Origin of the sequence: Marinomonas sp. FW-1 (assembly GCF_005222245.1) — a bacterium.
In the GTDB taxonomy this organism is placed as follows: domain Bacteria; phylum Pseudomonadota; class Gammaproteobacteria; order Pseudomonadales; family Marinomonadaceae; genus Marinomonas; species Marinomonas alcarazii.
In genome coordinates this window covers 1443890-1458309 of record NZ_CP025987.1, presented here as the reverse complement: position 1 = coordinate 1458309, position 14420 = coordinate 1443890, and the positions used below count along the sequence as shown (strand labels likewise).

13 protein-coding genes are annotated in these 14420 nt (G+C 43.1%); 4 read left to right on the top strand and 9 right to left on the bottom strand.

Annotated features, from left to right (window positions below):
• Window positions 1-17: 17 nt before the first annotated feature.
• The 6 genes from odhB to sdhC form a co-directional block, all read right to left on the bottom strand.
• Window positions 18-1562 carry a 2-oxoglutarate dehydrogenase complex dihydrolipoyllysine-residue succinyltransferase gene (gene odhB, locus C1X04_RS06810; protein WP_137169503.1) on the bottom strand — a complete coding sequence of 515 codons (1545 nt, stop codon included), beginning with the start codon at window positions 1560-1562 and terminating at the stop codon, window positions 18-20.
• Between the two features lie 33 nt (window positions 1563-1595).
• On the bottom strand, window positions 1596-4433 hold the full coding sequence (locus tag C1X04_RS06805; RefSeq protein WP_110571773.1) for a 2-oxoglutarate dehydrogenase E1 component: 2838 nt from the start codon (window positions 4431-4433) through the stop codon (window positions 1596-1598).
• Between the two features lie 374 nt (window positions 4434-4807).
• Window positions 4808-5512, bottom strand: a complete 705-nt coding sequence (locus C1X04_RS06800) for a succinate dehydrogenase iron-sulfur subunit (protein WP_110571772.1) — start codon at window positions 5510-5512, stop codon at window positions 4808-4810.
• Between the two features lie 12 nt (window positions 5513-5524).
• A complete protein-coding gene (gene sdhA, locus C1X04_RS06795) occupies window positions 5525-7297 on the bottom strand; it encodes a succinate dehydrogenase flavoprotein subunit (protein WP_110571771.1) in 1773 nt (590 codons plus the stop codon).
• Window positions 7298-7300: 3 nt separating this feature from the next.
• Window positions 7301-7648, bottom strand: coding sequence for a succinate dehydrogenase, hydrophobic membrane anchor protein (gene sdhD / locus C1X04_RS06790; protein WP_110571770.1), 348 nt, complete (start codon window positions 7646-7648; stop codon window positions 7301-7303).
• Window positions 7642-8019 (bottom strand): succinate dehydrogenase, cytochrome b556 subunit, encoded by a 378-nt coding sequence (gene sdhC / locus C1X04_RS06785; RefSeq protein ID WP_110571769.1) that lies wholly within the window; start codon window positions 8017-8019, stop codon window positions 7642-7644. The genes sdhD and sdhC overlap by 7 nt, the downstream gene beginning before the upstream one ends.
• Window positions 8020-8591: 572 nt before the next feature.
• On the opposite strand from sdhC, the gene gltA reads away from it, so the two are divergent.
• Window positions 8592-9875 carry a citrate synthase gene (gene gltA / locus C1X04_RS06780; RefSeq protein ID WP_110571768.1) on the top strand — a complete coding sequence of 428 codons (1284 nt, stop codon included), beginning with the start codon at window positions 8592-8594 and terminating at the stop codon, window positions 9873-9875.
• 83 nt (window positions 9876-9958) lie between these two features.
• Here gltA and C1X04_RS06775 read toward each other — a convergent pair whose 3' ends face one another.
• Window positions 9959-10189 (bottom strand): hypothetical protein, encoded by a 231-nt coding sequence (locus tag C1X04_RS06775; RefSeq protein WP_110571767.1) that lies wholly within the window; start codon window positions 10187-10189, stop codon window positions 9959-9961.
• Window positions 10190-11275: a DUF2066 domain-containing protein gene (locus tag C1X04_RS06770; protein WP_137169502.1), complete on the bottom strand. Its 1086-nt coding sequence runs from the start codon at window positions 11273-11275 to the stop codon at window positions 10190-10192.
• A gap of 116 nt (window positions 11276-11391) precedes the next feature.
• On the opposite strand from C1X04_RS06770, the gene purM reads away from it, so the two are divergent.
• The 3 genes from purM to C1X04_RS06755 are packed head-to-tail and all read left to right on the top strand — an operon-like array spanning window position 11392 to window position 13833.
• Window positions 11392-12450 (top strand): phosphoribosylformylglycinamidine cyclo-ligase, encoded by a 1059-nt coding sequence (gene purM, locus C1X04_RS06765; RefSeq protein WP_110571765.1) that lies wholly within the window; start codon window positions 11392-11394, stop codon window positions 12448-12450.
• Window positions 12447-13100, top strand: coding sequence for a phosphoribosylglycinamide formyltransferase (gene purN / locus C1X04_RS06760; protein WP_110571764.1), 654 nt, complete (start codon window positions 12447-12449; stop codon window positions 13098-13100). The genes purM and purN overlap by 4 nt, the downstream gene beginning before the upstream one ends.
• A gap of 13 nt (window positions 13101-13113) precedes the next feature.
• Window positions 13114-13833: a DUF3108 domain-containing protein gene (locus tag C1X04_RS06755; RefSeq protein ID WP_110571763.1), complete on the top strand. Its 720-nt coding sequence runs from the start codon at window positions 13114-13116 to the stop codon at window positions 13831-13833.
• 1 nt (window position 13834) lies between these two features.
• On the opposite strand, the gene mobA is transcribed toward C1X04_RS06755, so the two are convergent.
• Window positions 13835-14410, bottom strand: coding sequence for a molybdenum cofactor guanylyltransferase (gene mobA / locus C1X04_RS06750; RefSeq protein WP_110571762.1), 576 nt, complete (start codon window positions 14408-14410; stop codon window positions 13835-13837).
• Window positions 14411-14420 lie beyond the last annotated feature (10 nt).

Below are 14420 nucleotides of genomic sequence, written 5' to 3'. Positions count from 1 at the left end.
CTAGTTGATACGAATACTTAGATTTCAAGTAAAAGACGTGCAGGGTCTTCAAGTAGGTCTTTGACCGTTACCAAGAATTGTACGGCTTCTTTGCCGTCAATCATACGGTGATCATAAGACAAGGCCAAATACATCATTGGCTGGATTACTACTTGACCATTAACAGCCATTGGACGCTCTTGGATTTTATGCATACCCAAGATAGCTGTTTGTGGTGGATTGATGATTGGTGTAGAAAGCAAAGAACCGAAGGTACCACCATTAGTAATAGTGAAAGTACCACCTTGCATATCATCCATACCTAGTTTGCCGTCACGTCCACGTAGCGCGAAGTCCATGATTGAAGACTCGATGTCTGCAAGACCCATAGCTTCAGTATTACGTAGAACAGGAACCATCAAACCACGATCGGTAGAAACAGCCACACCGATGTCTTGGTAACCATGGTAAACAATGTCGTTACCATCAATTGAAGCGTTTACAGCAGGGAAGCGTTTAAGCGCTTCTGTTGCCGCTTTCACGAAGAAAGACATGAAACCAAGCTTCGTGCCGTTATGAGCTTTAGCAAACTCATCTTTGTACTTCTTACGAAGCTCCATGATAGGGCCCATGTTAACTTCATTATATGTAGTTAACAATGCAGCTGTCTGCTGAGCTTCAACCAAACGCTTAGCAATAGTTGCGCGAAGACGCGTCATAGGAACGCGTTTTTCAACACGACCTTCAGCACCCAATGCGGTAGAAGCTGGAGCAGAAGCGGCTTTTGCAGCTGGCGCAGCTTTGGCTGGAGCAGCAGTAGAAGCAGGAGCAGCAGATTTTGACTTAACTGCAGCTTCAACATCTTCTTTAGTGATGCGACCACCTTTTCCAGTGCCTTTCACTTGGGACGCCGTTAAGCCAGCTTCAGAAAGCGCTTTGCGTGCAGCAGGGCCTGCAACACCATCTTCATCACCTTCTGCAGCGGAAGTAGATTCAGCTTGCGCAGGTGCTGCTTCTGAACCAGAAGCACCAACCAAGAAGTTAGCTAGAACCTCATCACTAAGAACGGTATCGCCTTCGTTTTTCAAGATTTCGCCAATCACACCATCAGCTGGTGCAACCACCTCTAGAACCACTTTATCCGTTTCGATATCGACGATATGATCATCACGAGTACAGGCTTCACCTGGCTGTTTGTACCAAGTAGCAACCGTACCATCGGCAACGGATTCTGGGAAACTTGGCGTTTTAATCTGAACCGTTTCTTTTGAAGAAGCCGAAGCTGGTGCTGCAGACTTTTCAGCTGGAGCATCCGCTTTTTTAGCAGGTGCTTCAGAAGCCGAAGCTCCAGATTCAAAAATCGCCAATACTTCGTCACTTAATACAGTGTCGCCTTCACCTTTTAGGATTTCTTTCAACACACCATCAGCAGGAGCAACAACTTCCAAGACAACTTTATCAGTCTCGATGTCTACAATATGCTCATCACGTGCACAGGCTTCGCCTGGCTGTTTGTACCAAGTAGCAACGGTGCCGTCTGCTACAGATTCTGGAAAAGTAGGTGCTTTAATTTCAATGCTCATTTTATACCCTTATCTCTTTGACAGGCTATGGTACTAACCAACTAATGCGTCGTTGACCAGCGCTTCTTGTTCTTCAACATGGACAGACATGTAACCAGCCGCTGGTGCAGCAGACGAAATTCGACCTGCAAAGCGGATTTTTAATTCAGGATACAGTTTTTCCAACACTCGATTCATACGGTGACGATTGGCATGCCAAGCACCTTGGTTTTTCGGCTCTTCTTGACACCATACCAAGCTCTCAACATTTTTGTATTGTTCTAACTCAGACTCTAAATCTGCGTATGGGAACGGATACAATTGCTCAACACGTATTACAGCAACGTCATCTTTTTGCAGCTCTTCACGACGGTTAATCAAGTCAAAGTACACTTTACCGCTACAAAGAATAATACGTTTTACTTTATCCGCAGTAATGTTTTCCACTGACTCAGGAAGAACCGTTTTGAAGCTACCTTCCGCCAAATCTTCTAGTGTCGAAATCGCTTGTTTATGACGCAACAAACTCTTTGGAGACATAATAATAAGCGGACGACGCATAGGACGAATCGCTTGGCGACGGATAATATGGAAGATCTGCGACGGCGTTGTTGGCACACAAACCTGAATATTATATTCAGCACAAAGCTGTAAGAAACGCTCTAGCCTTGCAGATGAGTGCTCAGGACCTTGACCTTCATAACCATGCGGCAACAACATAGTTAAGCCACATAGGCGTCCCCATTTATGCTCACCACTGGTAATAAACTGGTCAATTACAACCTGCGCGCCATTTGCGAAGTCACCAAATTGCGCTTCCCAAATAACCAGACCTTTTGGAGATGTGCTGGCATAACCGTACTCAAAAGCCAATACCGCTTCTTCTGAAAGGTAAGAGTCGTAAAGATCCATTGTAGGCTGATCTTCTGACAAATGTTTCAGTGGAATATAAGTACTGCCATCTTTTTGGCTATGAATTACCGCATGACGATGCGAGAAAGTACCACGACCAGAATCCTGACCCGTAATACGAATCGGATAACCCTGCTCAAGCAAAGTTGCAAACGCCAATGTTTCTGCGTAACCCCAATTTAGAGGCAAAGCACCTGCGGTCATTTTATCGCGGTCTTGATAAATCTTTTGAACTTGACGCTGAATAACGACACCATCAGGAACCGTTGTTAATTTCTTAGCAACTTCCTGCAACTTAGATAATGGGTATGTCGTGTCGCCTGCATCCGTCCACTCAACACCTAGATAAGGTTTCCAATCAACAAAAGATCCTGTTTGAGACTCTAGTACAAGACTTTTTGCTACATGACGGCCATTATCCAAATCTTCGCGATTTTCACTTACCATCTTATCGGACTGTTCTTGTGTCACGACAGATTCAGCAATCAAACGCTCAGAGTAAAGGGTACGAGTCGTTTTCAATTTATTGATAACACTGTACATCAATGGCTGAGTACCAGAAGGCTCGTCTGTCTCGTTATGACCACGACGACGGTAACAAACCATATCAATGACAACATCACGACCAAATTCGTAACGGTAATCTAAGGCTAGTTGAGTGACAAAAAGCACTGCTTCTGGGTCATCACCATTAACGTGGAAAATCGGCGCCTGAATAATTTTAGCAACATCTGTCGCATATTCAGTAGAACGCGAGTCTTCCTGACGGTTAGTAGTAAAACCAACCTGGTTGTTAATAACGATATGTACTGTACCACCTGTTCGGTAAGCGCGTGTTTGAGACATCTGGAATGTCTCCATAACCACACCTTGGCCTGCAAATGCTGCATCACCATGGATCGAGATAGGTACGACAGTTTTACCCGTTGTGTCTTTACGGCGATCTTGACGAGCACGTACAGAACCTTCAACAACAGGAGAAACGATTTCTAAGTGTGATGGGTTAAATGACAAAGCAATATGAACTTCCCCACCCGCCGTCATCACATTAGATGAGAAACCTTGGTGGTATTTAACGTCACCAGAGGTATTGACTAATTTTTTACCTTCAAACTCATCAAACAAGTCTTTAGGATTTTTACCTAGCGTGTTCACCAAGACGTTAAGACGACCACGGTGAGCCATGCCAATAACCACTTCTTTCGCACCAAGCGCGCCAGAACGTTGGATTAGCTCATTCACCATAGGGATTAAGCTTTCGCCACCCTCAAGACCAAAACGTTTTGCGCCTGGGTAACGACTAGCAAGATACTTCTCTAGTCCTTCAGCAGCAGTTAAACGCTCAAGTAAGCTTTCGCGGGTTTCTTGGGAGTATTCAGGACGTGAACGAACCGATTCAACACGTTGTTGAAGCCACGCTTTTTCTTGCGTATCAACAATGTGCATGAATTCATAACCAATGCTTCCGCAATAGGTTTTTTCAAGCTCAGATACGATCTCACTTAATTTAAGCGCTTCTTTATTAAAGAATAAAGAACCTACATTAAAAGTGGTATCTAGATCTGCACCAGTTAATTGGTGATAACCAATATCTAGATCAGCTACTTTCTCACGTTTTTGTAACCCAAGTGGATCAAGTGTTGCGTGTTGATGTCCACGAACGCGATAAGCGTTTATCAACTGCAGGACATTGATTTGTTTCTGCTCATGATCAGAACTAGCCACCACACCTGTAGAAGCAGGCATTGAGCGAAATTTGTTCTTACCAATTTGTAGAAACTGTTCTTGAATCACGGAATGAGGAAGATCAGTTGATTGTGCTTCGCTTACACGAGGCAATTGATCAAAACATTTACGCCATTCCTCCGACACTGAGTTCGGATCGACGAGGTAGCTTTCAAACAACCCTTCAACATATTCCAAGTTTCCACCTGAAAAATGAGAGGTGCTCCACAGCAACTCCATTAAACTTTCGTGCATTCTCGATCACCCTTATGTTCGAGCCAGCTACCGGGGTCCCGGTCTCAATCTATAATAAGATCGATCATTTTATCAGGCCCGTAAGGCTATTAAAGCCTCGATTTTTTGTTTATTTCCAGCTACTTTCGCCCTTCTACGTTCAATACTAAACCACTAAGAACATCACATTTAAAAAAATGCCACATCCTAATTCCATAATTACTAAGTTAGCGGTTTTTCTTAGTACATCCTTGTTCGCAAAGGTCGAATTTTAAATTCTTTTTGTTGCATTCTCTACATTAGAATATGCAAAAATGGCGGCATTGAATACATTTCCAAGCCGCCTATTTCGCGCAGTCAATCCAAATAAAACTGGACAACCACAAAAACAACTATCAGGTCGCTCTTTGTAACAGCATAGAACGAATATTACCAATCGCCTTAGTAGGGTTTAGACCTTTAGGGCAAACGTTTACACAGTTCATGATACCGTGGCAACGGAAAACACTAAATGGGTCGTCTAAGTCACTAAGACGTTCCTGAGTTGCTGTATCACGGCTATCTGCCAAGAAGCGGTAAGCCTGTAGCAATCCAGATGGCCCAACAAACTTATCAGGATTCCACCAGAAAGATGGGCATGCCGTTGAACAACAAGCACATAGAATACATTCGTAAAGTCCATCAAGCTTTTCACGCTCTTCTGGGCTTTGCAAACGTTCAATTGCTGGCGCAGGCTCATCATTAATTAGGAATGGACGAATCTTTTCATACTGCTTGTAGAATTGTCCCATATCCACGACAAGATCGCGAACAACCGGTAAACCAGGCAAAGGACGAAGCACAAGCTTACCCTTTTTAGCGGCTTCCGATACTGGCGTTATACAAGCCAAACCATTCTTACCAGACATATTCATACCATCTGAACCACACACACCTTCACGGCATGAGCGACGGTAAGAGATAGTAGGATCTTGCGCTTTCAACAAGTTCAACACATCAAGCACCATCAGATCTTTACCTTCTGGCAACTCAATTTGATAGTCCTGCATGTAAGGAGCATCGTCCACTTCAGGATTATAGCGATAAATACTAACCAACATTGATATAACTCCTTAGTATGAACGGATCTTAGGTGGAAAAGCTTCCATGGTTTTTGGAGCAAAGTTTACTTCACGCTTAGTCACATTCTTACCTACTGGGTGGAACAAAGAATGTTTCAACCAGTTTTCATCGTCACGCTCAGTAAAATCATTACGTGCATGAGCACCTCGACTTTCTTTACGGAATTCTGCTGGAATAGCTGTTGCTTCAGCAACCTCCAATAGGTTTTCAAGCTCAAGGGCCTCAATACGCGCAGTATTAAATGCTTGGCTCTTATCTTCAAGATGCAAATTCTCAACGCGAGTACGAATTTCTTTAAGCTGAGCCAAACCTTTCTGCATTGCCTCACCATCACGGAATACACCGAAGTAAAGCTGCATTACACGCTGAAGATCAGCACGAACGGCTGCAACACTTTCACCGCCGTTTGAACCATTTAGACGGTTCAAGCGAGACAATGCTTTTTCTATATTCGTGTCGTCCGCATCTAGAGAGTCGAAACCTTCATCTAGAGACTTTTTAACATGCAAACCAACAGCACGACCAAACACAACAAGGTCTAGAAGTGAGTTACCACCCAAACGGTTGGCACCATGTACAGATACACAAGCCGCTTCACCACACGCATAAAGACCATCAATGATAACGTCTTCACCCGCTTCATTTTGTTTAAGCGCTTGACCACCGATGTTTGTTGGAATACCACCCATCATGTAGTGACAAGTAGGAATAACAGGAATTGGTTCTTTAACTGGATCAACGTGCGCAAACGTGCGAGAAAGCTCAAGGATACCAGGCAAACGCTTATTCAACGTTTCTTCACCTAGGTGATCCAATTTCAACAACACGTGATCACCGTCTGGACCACAGCCACGACCTTCAAGAATTTCAAGAACCATTGAGCGAGCCACTACGTCACGACCAGCAAGGTCTTTCGCATTTGGCGCATAACGCTCCATGAAACGTTCGCCGTCTTTATTGATTAGGTAACCACCTTCACCACGACAACCTTCCGTTACAAGCGTACCTGCACCGTAAATGCCTGTCGGGTGGAATTGCCACATTTCCATATCCTGCATAGGGAAACCAGCACGCAAAGCCATACCAACACCGTCACCAGTATTAATGTGAGCGTTAGTGGTTGACTGGAAGATACGGCCAGCACCGCCTGTTGCAATAACAGTCGCCTTTGCTTTTAGATAAACGGTTTCGCCTGTTTCGATACAAATCGCAATAACACCAACAACAGCGTCTTCGTTATTCTTCACTAAGTCTGTGGCATACCACTCATTAAAGAAAGTCGTTCCGCCTTTTAGGTTACCCTGATAAAGCGTATGCAACAAAGCGTGACCTGTACGGTCAGCAGCAGCACAAGTACGGGCAGCCTGACCGCCCTTACCAAAATCTTTAGACTGACCGCCAAATGGACGCTGATAAATACGACCTTGCTCAGTACGTGAAAACGGTAAGCCCATGTGCTCTAGTTCGAAAACGGCTTGAGGACCGACAGAACACATGTATTCAATTGCATCTTGGTCGCCAATGTAATCAGACCCTTTTACAGTGTCATACATGTGCCAGCGCCAATCATCATTCGGATCATCACTCGCAATTGCACACGTAATACCACCCTGAGCGGATACAGTGTGTGAACGAGTTGGGAATACTTTAGTAACACATGCGGTATTTAAACCTGATTCTGTTAACTGAAGTGCAGCGCGCATACCAGCACCGCCACCACCGATAACAATGGCATCAAAAGAAATAGTACGAATATTTGCCATTACTTATAGCCCCCAAAGAACCTGAACACCCCATACGATGTAAACAAACATTACAAAACCGCATAGAGATTGAAAAAAGAAACGAGCACCAGTTGCTTTGATGTAGTCAGTTGAAACAGACCACAAACCAATCCAAGAATGCATACCAATAGATAGAAGCACCATCAAACTAAAGATGCGCATCCATGTTGCTTCAAACAAAGCACTCCACTGATCGTATGTTAGATCAGGATTAAGCAACAAATATCCAATAATGAAAACAGTGTACAAAGACAACACAACGGCAGATACACGCTGCATCATCCAGTCATAAAGGCCTGAACGACCAAAACTAGTGATTTGAGTTACCATATCCAAACTCCTGCTAACACAATAAGAACCACAGCAATCACAATGTTTGCGATAGCAGCACTACGTCCACTTTCTAATTCTTCAAAATATCCCATATCCATAAACAAGTGTTTAACACCTGCTACGAAATGGTACATCAATGCAGAGACAACACCCCAGATAACGAACTTCACCAAAAAGTTAGTTTGCAAAGCGTTAACTACCTGATCAAAACCTTCTTGAGATTCAAGAGAAAGATCGAACGCATAAAACAAGAAAGCCAATCCCACAAAAAGGATGATTCCTGTTACACGATGAAGAATAGACACAATTGCAGTGACGGGCATTGATATTGTTGAAATATCAAGGTTGACTGGTCTTTTTTTATTCACGACTATTTACACCATTTTTATCGATTGAATGGTCAATCACGACCCAATGTCTATACGCGCCTGTTTTTACATCTTAATCAGAGTAATATGACACGTCATAGGCCTACTTTGAAAATCTCATCGATTTGCCAACAAATGTTTAAAAGCGACTTTCTTTTATCCATTAGCATCAGCAAATCAATGAAATCGTCTGAGGCGCAATTATAGACCAGCGAAAAATACTAAGACAAATAGACTGAACAAGAGGTTTTCAATGGTCACCATTCATCAAATGAATGTAGACATAACTTCAAACAATAATGGTATAAAATTACATAAAATTAGCACTGAGAACTTTTCTATTTTTCCTTATAAATCATACAGATAAGTAAAAATAAGTATAAAAACCCTCCGAATAACCTTCAGGGTTATGTCAGATAATTACAAAATAACACACCATAATGTAAATTCGGTGCAAATGAACAAGATTGACTTTTATAGTCTAGAAACAGTATTTTTTCCGCACCTTCTGGACTAGGCAGTGTCAATATAAGAACTTTTAGCCCAGAACCGGAATACGAAGGAGACCATAAATGGCTGATAAAAAAGCGCTACTCAAAGTGGATGGGATCGATAAAGCTATCGAACTTCCTGTTCTTTCAGGTACTTTAGGAACAGACGTCATAGACGTTCGCGGACTAGGTGCTAACGGTGTATTCACCTACGATCCAGGCTTTATGTCTACCGGCTCTTGTGAATCCTCTATTACATACATAGATGGAGATGCAGGAATACTATTGCATCGCGGTTATCCAATTGCGCAACTTGCAGAACATTCAGACTATCTAGAAACATGCTATTTGTTACTTTATGGAGAACTTCCTAATAAAGCCCAAAAAGCAGAATTTGAAAAAACGGTTGGCAAACACACCATGGTGAACCAATCGATGCATAAATTCATCGAGGGCTTTAGAAATGACGCTCACCCTATGGCTATTATGTGTGGCCTAGTTGGTGCTTTGTCTGCTTTCTATCAAGACCATATGGATATCAACAATCCAAAGCATCGTGAAATTGCGGCATTCCGCCTTATCTCTAAAATGCCTACTTTGGCATCTATTTGCTACAAGTACTCTAAAGATCAGCCTGTTATGTACCCTCGTAACGACTTATCTTATGCAGAAAACTTCTTGTACATGATGTTCGCAACACCATGTGAAGAGTACAAAGTTAATCCTGTTTTTGCTAAAGCAATGGACCGAATTTTCATCCTTCACGCAGATCATGAACAGAATGCGTCTACTTCTACAGTACGACTAGCAGGCTCATCAGGCGCAAACCCATTCGCTTGTATTGCTGCTGGTATCGCAACGCTTTGGGGGCCTGCTCATGGTGGTGCAAACGAAGCCGTGTTGACTATGCTTGAAGAAATTGGTGATGTTGAAAACATTGATGAATACATCGCGAAAGCCAAAGACAAAAACGATCCATTCCGTCTAATGGGCTTCGGGCATCGTGTCTATAAAAACTTTGATCCACGCGCAAAAGTAATGCGTGAAACATGTGATCAGGTATTGGAAGAATTAGGCCAGTCTAATGACCCTCTTCTTAAAATCGCCAAACGCCTTGAGCAGATTGCACTAGAAGATCCTTACTTCGTTGAGCGTAAACTTTACCCTAACGTGGACTTCTACTCCGGCATTATCATGAAAGCAATTGGTATTCCAACCAGTATGTTTACTGTGATTTTTGCCATGTCTCGTACTATTGGCTGGATCTCTCACTGGAATGAAATGATCAGCGGGCCGTATAAAATTGGCCGCCCTCGCCAGCTGTATGTCGGCAAGCCAGAGCGCGACTACCCAACCAAAAAGTAATACATTGAACTAATGCATTACAAAAAAACGCGCCCTTAGGCGCGTTTTTTATTGGTTATAAAGATCTAAATAAAAGCTAAGTGCTACTCTTCATCATCTTCAACGATTTCAGTAATCGTTGATTGACCACACTTAACACACTCCCCTTCAATCCAAACTCGATCTTTCGACTCAAATTCCTTAGGGTTAACCATGCCTAAGTCAACTTCCATGCAGTGATTACACCAAGTTTGAGATACAAAATCTTTTTGCTCTTCCTCTGGGCGCGCCGAGAAATCACGTTCTTTTACTGTTTCATCCATCGGATCTAACATTTAATTCATTCCACCATATTGATAAGACACAACCCTATTTGCGTCGGGATCTAACGCATTTAACGGAGCACTGATGAGCAAGCGACTCAAGGAAATACTATTAAAGAGTTTCTCTTTATCACCATCAATAACGACAACGAATTCCACTTTATCACCTTCAACCTGCACAATACTCAGGTCACGCACCAAGCCAATACTCTCCAAATAAGACTGCACTTTATTCATCGCGGCGTAATTTTTAACACCAACTACCTGAATATTCAGCTTGCTTGCCGAGCCACTATTACGGACAGACGCATAGCGAGAAGAAAACACTTTCGCTACACGAGCCGCAGCCTGATCGACCACATCATTAAGTGTTTCACCCTGTAATGAAAAGCGTTCCGTTGCACCGTTCTTTAATAGCACCAAGGCGCTACCTTCAATTTGCCCAGCAAAATCACTTACTTTTAGCGCGACGACAGAATCTGTCTGATAACGCCGACTTGCCGCTTGTATACTGTCTTCAAAAAAGCCCCAAACATCAGACACCGTCAGATTTTTCTTATCCACTTCATCAAATAGCGGGGCATACACAGGAACCCCAACCATGCTGCTCGATTGCGCAAATTGACTCAGTGCATCTGAAGGCGACCTTGACCCAGACAATGACCTCACACCATTTTTTTCTGTCACTAACCATACCAATACAGAAGGTCGATTATCGCCCCACACAGGCAAATTATTCTTGGATAAAAAACCATCAATTGATGCTTGATAAAAAGTCACCTTGATTTTTTTACCCGGAACAAAACCCCCATCAAATGGCAAAAGCTCATTTAAAGAAGCAATAGAGTGTTGCGCTACCCAAGTAGAAGCTTGTTTTTTAGCTTGCTCAAGCAAATCACCAGAAATGGCGTCTTTGTCTCCTGATACTTTAATTAGCACATCCTCAGCAGCCAAATTGAACGCATCGTTCAGCATTTGCGACTCGGATTGCGTCACTGGTAAATTAATTTCAGCACTATAAAGCCCTTGAACAGGAACAGCATTGGCTGACGAAATACAAAAAACACTGATAAGTAGTAAAAATATACGAGAATTCATAACCCTTCCTTCGTTTATTTGCCTATTCTACTGTCTTAATTGCAAAGAACCATAGCCCTAATGCGCCACTATGCTAAAATGCATTTTTTTCCTCGTACCATGATAAGGCATAGGCAATGACCAAGTCGGATAAACCATCCATTAGTTATAAAGACGCAGGCGTAGATATCAACGCCGGAAATCAACTTGTTGAACGCATTAAAGGCGTAAGCAAAAAAACTCGTCGCCCTGAAGTAATGGGTGGTTTGGGTGGATTTGGCGCCTTGACTCGCCTTCCAACAAAATACAAAAACCCCATCTTAGTTTCAGGCACTGACGGCGTAGGCACAAAACTTCGCCTAGCAATGGACCTTAATCAACACGATACGATTGGTATCGACCTTGTTGCTATGTGCGTTAACGATCTAGTAGTAGCAGGCGCTGAGCCTCTATTATTCCTAGATTACTACGCAACTGGCAAGCTAGACGTTGACGTTGCAGCCAATGTAGTAACAGGTATTGGTGAAGGCTGTCTACAAGCAGGCTGTGCGCTTGTTGGTGGTGAAACAGCTGAAATGCCTGGCATGTACCATGACGGTGATTATGACCTAGCTGGCTTTTGTGTAGGCGTGGTTGAAGAAGGAAGCATCATTGATGGCAGCAATGTAAAAGCTGGCGACAAATTGATTGCTTTAGGTTCATCTGGCCCTCACTCAAACGGCTATTCACTTATCCGTAAGATTCTTGAAGTCAGCAAAGCAGACCTAAATCAAGAGATCGACGGCGTACCGTTAAAAGACGCATTGATGGAGCCAACTCGCATTTATGTGAAGTCTATCCTTAAGTTAATGGAATCCATTTCCGTGAACGCCCTAGCTCACATCACTGGCGGCGGTTTGCTTGAAAACATTCCTCGCGTTCTTCCTGAAGACGCAGCGGCGCGCATCGATGCAGCAAGCTGGAAACGCCCAGCTGTGTTCGATTGGTTGCAAGAACAAGGAAATGTTGAGCAAGAAGAGATGTACCGTGTTTTAAACTGCGGTGTCGGCATGGTACTTTCAATTGATGCAGAAAAAGCAGACGAAGCGCTTGCCATTCTGCAAGCTGAAGGTGAAAACGCTTGGATCATTGGTGACATTTGCCCACGTAACGGTGGCAAAGATGTCTTGATCTCTGATCTAGAGATGCAAGCATGAGTTTTCCAATCGTTGTCTTAATTTCTGGCAGCGGCAGCAACTTGCAAGCTTTGATTGATCAAAGCTTGCAAGGAAAACTCAAAACCAAGATCTGCGCTGTAATTAGCAATAAAGCGGATGCATATGGCCTAGAGCGAGCGAAGAATGCAGGCATTCCCACTCATACTCTTAGCCATAAATCATTCAACAGCCGAGAGGAGTTCGACTCAGAACTACAAGCTCTCATAGATCAATACCAGCCAAAGCTGGTTGTTCTGGCTGGCTTTATGCGTATTTTAACTGAAGCATTTGCGAAACATTATGATGGTAGGATGCTAAACATTCATCCATCTTTGTTGCCAAAGTTCAAAGGGCTCGATACGCACCAACGTGCAATTGATGCGAATGAAAAAGAGCACGGTGTATCCGTTCACTTTGTCAGTCCTGAACTGGATGCAGGTGCGGTGATATTGCAAGCAAGCACAGAGATTGCCGAAGAAGAGACAGCGGAAACATTAGCGAAAAAAGTCCATGCTTTGGAGCATATTATTTACCCACTGGCTGTAAAATGGTTCAGTGAAGAAAGACTAACATTCCAAGACGGAAAGGCTTTTTTAGATAAGAATCCACTGCCCGAACACGGCATTCTTTATAACGAAGCACTAACATGATGTAGGAGAAAGTATGAGAGCTCGTAAAATTCCAAATTTGTTAATGGCTATTTTTATGAGTATTCCCATGCTTTCTTTCTCTTCAACAGCACAAAAGCCCGAAGAAACTTTTCTAAAGCCCTATACCGCCGTCTACAGCACAATATGGAAAAAAGGCATCAGTCTAAAAGTAGAAGGCAAGCAAACCCTTTCAAAGCAAGATAATGATTCTTGGAAATTTACGTTTACTGCTGACAGTCTCATCGCTTCGCTAAATGAGTCATCTGTTTTTTACGTTAAAGATCACCAGATAGTGCCCACCAAATACAAATATAAAAGCTCAGCTCTTGGGAAAAAAAGAAGCGCGACACTGACCTTCGACTGGGAAAACAACTTCGTTCGCAATGATGTTAAAGACAAGCCATGGAATCTTTCGATTAACCCAGGCACTCTCGATAAACTGTCAATTCAGTTACAAGTTAGACAAGACCTAAAGCTTGGAAAAAACGACTTCGAGTATCAAATCGCGGATGGAGGATACATAAAAACCTGGCGCTTCAAGCGAGATAAAATGGAAACCATCAACACCAAACTTGGTCGTGTTTCCGCCATCAAAATCATTCGCACAGACAATCTTGAAAAGGGTAAAAAGACGTCTTTCTGGTTTGTCCCTTCGTTAGACTACTTGCTCGTTAAACTAGAGCATGAAGAAGACGGCGAGTCGTACCACCTAGATATCGACTCACTAAAATAATTTACAGCAGATCTTGTGGCGTATTTACATTTAAAAGCTGCTCAGGGACATCCCACTTGACGGTATCACCGCCAAAGTAGTCATAAAAAGCCATCACGCTATAACGGTTCTCAGTATTAAAAAACGCTTCTAACGCTACTAACGTTTCCGCTACAGGTAAGATCGCATGCAAAGGATGTATTCCTGAAGAATCACATAAATAATGAATACGATCAGGTGAGGACACACTGGCTTGTTTTAACTTTGCGAATGCGTCTGCGCTAATTTGTGGCGTATCACAGGGAGAAACCAATAAATGCGATGTCTTAGAAAAGGCCAAGCAAGACATCAATCCAGATAAAGGCCCTTTGCCATGATAATTTTGCTCATCCGCTATCACGTCGTAACCCAGCTCAGCGTATTTTTCGATATTTCGATTGGCATTAATAAACACAACATCCGCTACTTGCTGTAACGCTCGCGCTACGGATGACGCCATCGGTTCACCCTGAAAGAACAACAAACCTTTGTCCTGCTTTGACATTCGCTCTGCTTTTCCACCAGCAAGCACTGCTGCTGATAAAGATATAAACGCCATGCTATTCTCT

What these genes read in the sequence shown, in the direction of transcription:
- odhB (WP_137169503.1), bottom strand. Translation starts at nt 1,562, where the DNA reads ATGAGCATTGAAATTAAAGCACCTACTTTTCCAGAATCTGTAGCAGAC.
- C1X04_RS06805 (WP_110571773.1), bottom strand. Translation starts at nt 4,433, where the DNA reads ATGCACGAAAGTTTAATGGAGTTGCTGTGGAGCACCTCTCATTTTTCA.
- C1X04_RS06800 (WP_110571772.1), bottom strand. Translation starts at nt 5,512, where the DNA reads ATGTTGGTTAGTATTTATCGCTATAATCCTGAAGTGGACGATGCTCCT.
- sdhA (WP_110571771.1), bottom strand. Translation starts at nt 7,297, where the DNA reads ATGGCAAATATTCGTACTATTTCTTTTGATGCCATTGTTATCGGTGGT.
- sdhD (WP_110571770.1), bottom strand. Translation starts at nt 7,648, where the DNA reads ATGGTAACTCAAATCACTAGTTTTGGTCGTTCAGGCCTTTATGACTGG.
- gltA (WP_110571768.1), top strand. Translation starts at nt 8,592, where the DNA reads ATGGCTGATAAAAAAGCGCTACTCAAAGTGGATGGGATCGATAAAGCT.
- C1X04_RS06775 (WP_110571767.1), bottom strand. Translation starts at nt 10,189, where the DNA reads ATGTTAGATCCGATGGATGAAACAGTAAAAGAACGTGATTTCTCGGCG.
- C1X04_RS06770 (WP_137169502.1), bottom strand. Translation starts at nt 11,275, where the DNA reads ATGAATTCTCGTATATTTTTACTACTTATCAGTGTTTTTTGTATTTCG.
- purM (WP_110571765.1), top strand. Translation starts at nt 11,392, where the DNA reads ATGACCAAGTCGGATAAACCATCCATTAGTTATAAAGACGCAGGCGTA.
- purN (WP_110571764.1), top strand. Translation starts at nt 12,447, where the DNA reads ATGAGTTTTCCAATCGTTGTCTTAATTTCTGGCAGCGGCAGCAACTTG.
- C1X04_RS06755 (WP_110571763.1), top strand. Translation starts at nt 13,114, where the DNA reads ATGAGAGCTCGTAAAATTCCAAATTTGTTAATGGCTATTTTTATGAGT.
- mobA (WP_110571762.1), bottom strand. Translation starts at nt 14,410, where the DNA reads ATGGCGTTTATATCTTTATCAGCAGCAGTGCTTGCTGGTGGAAAAGCA.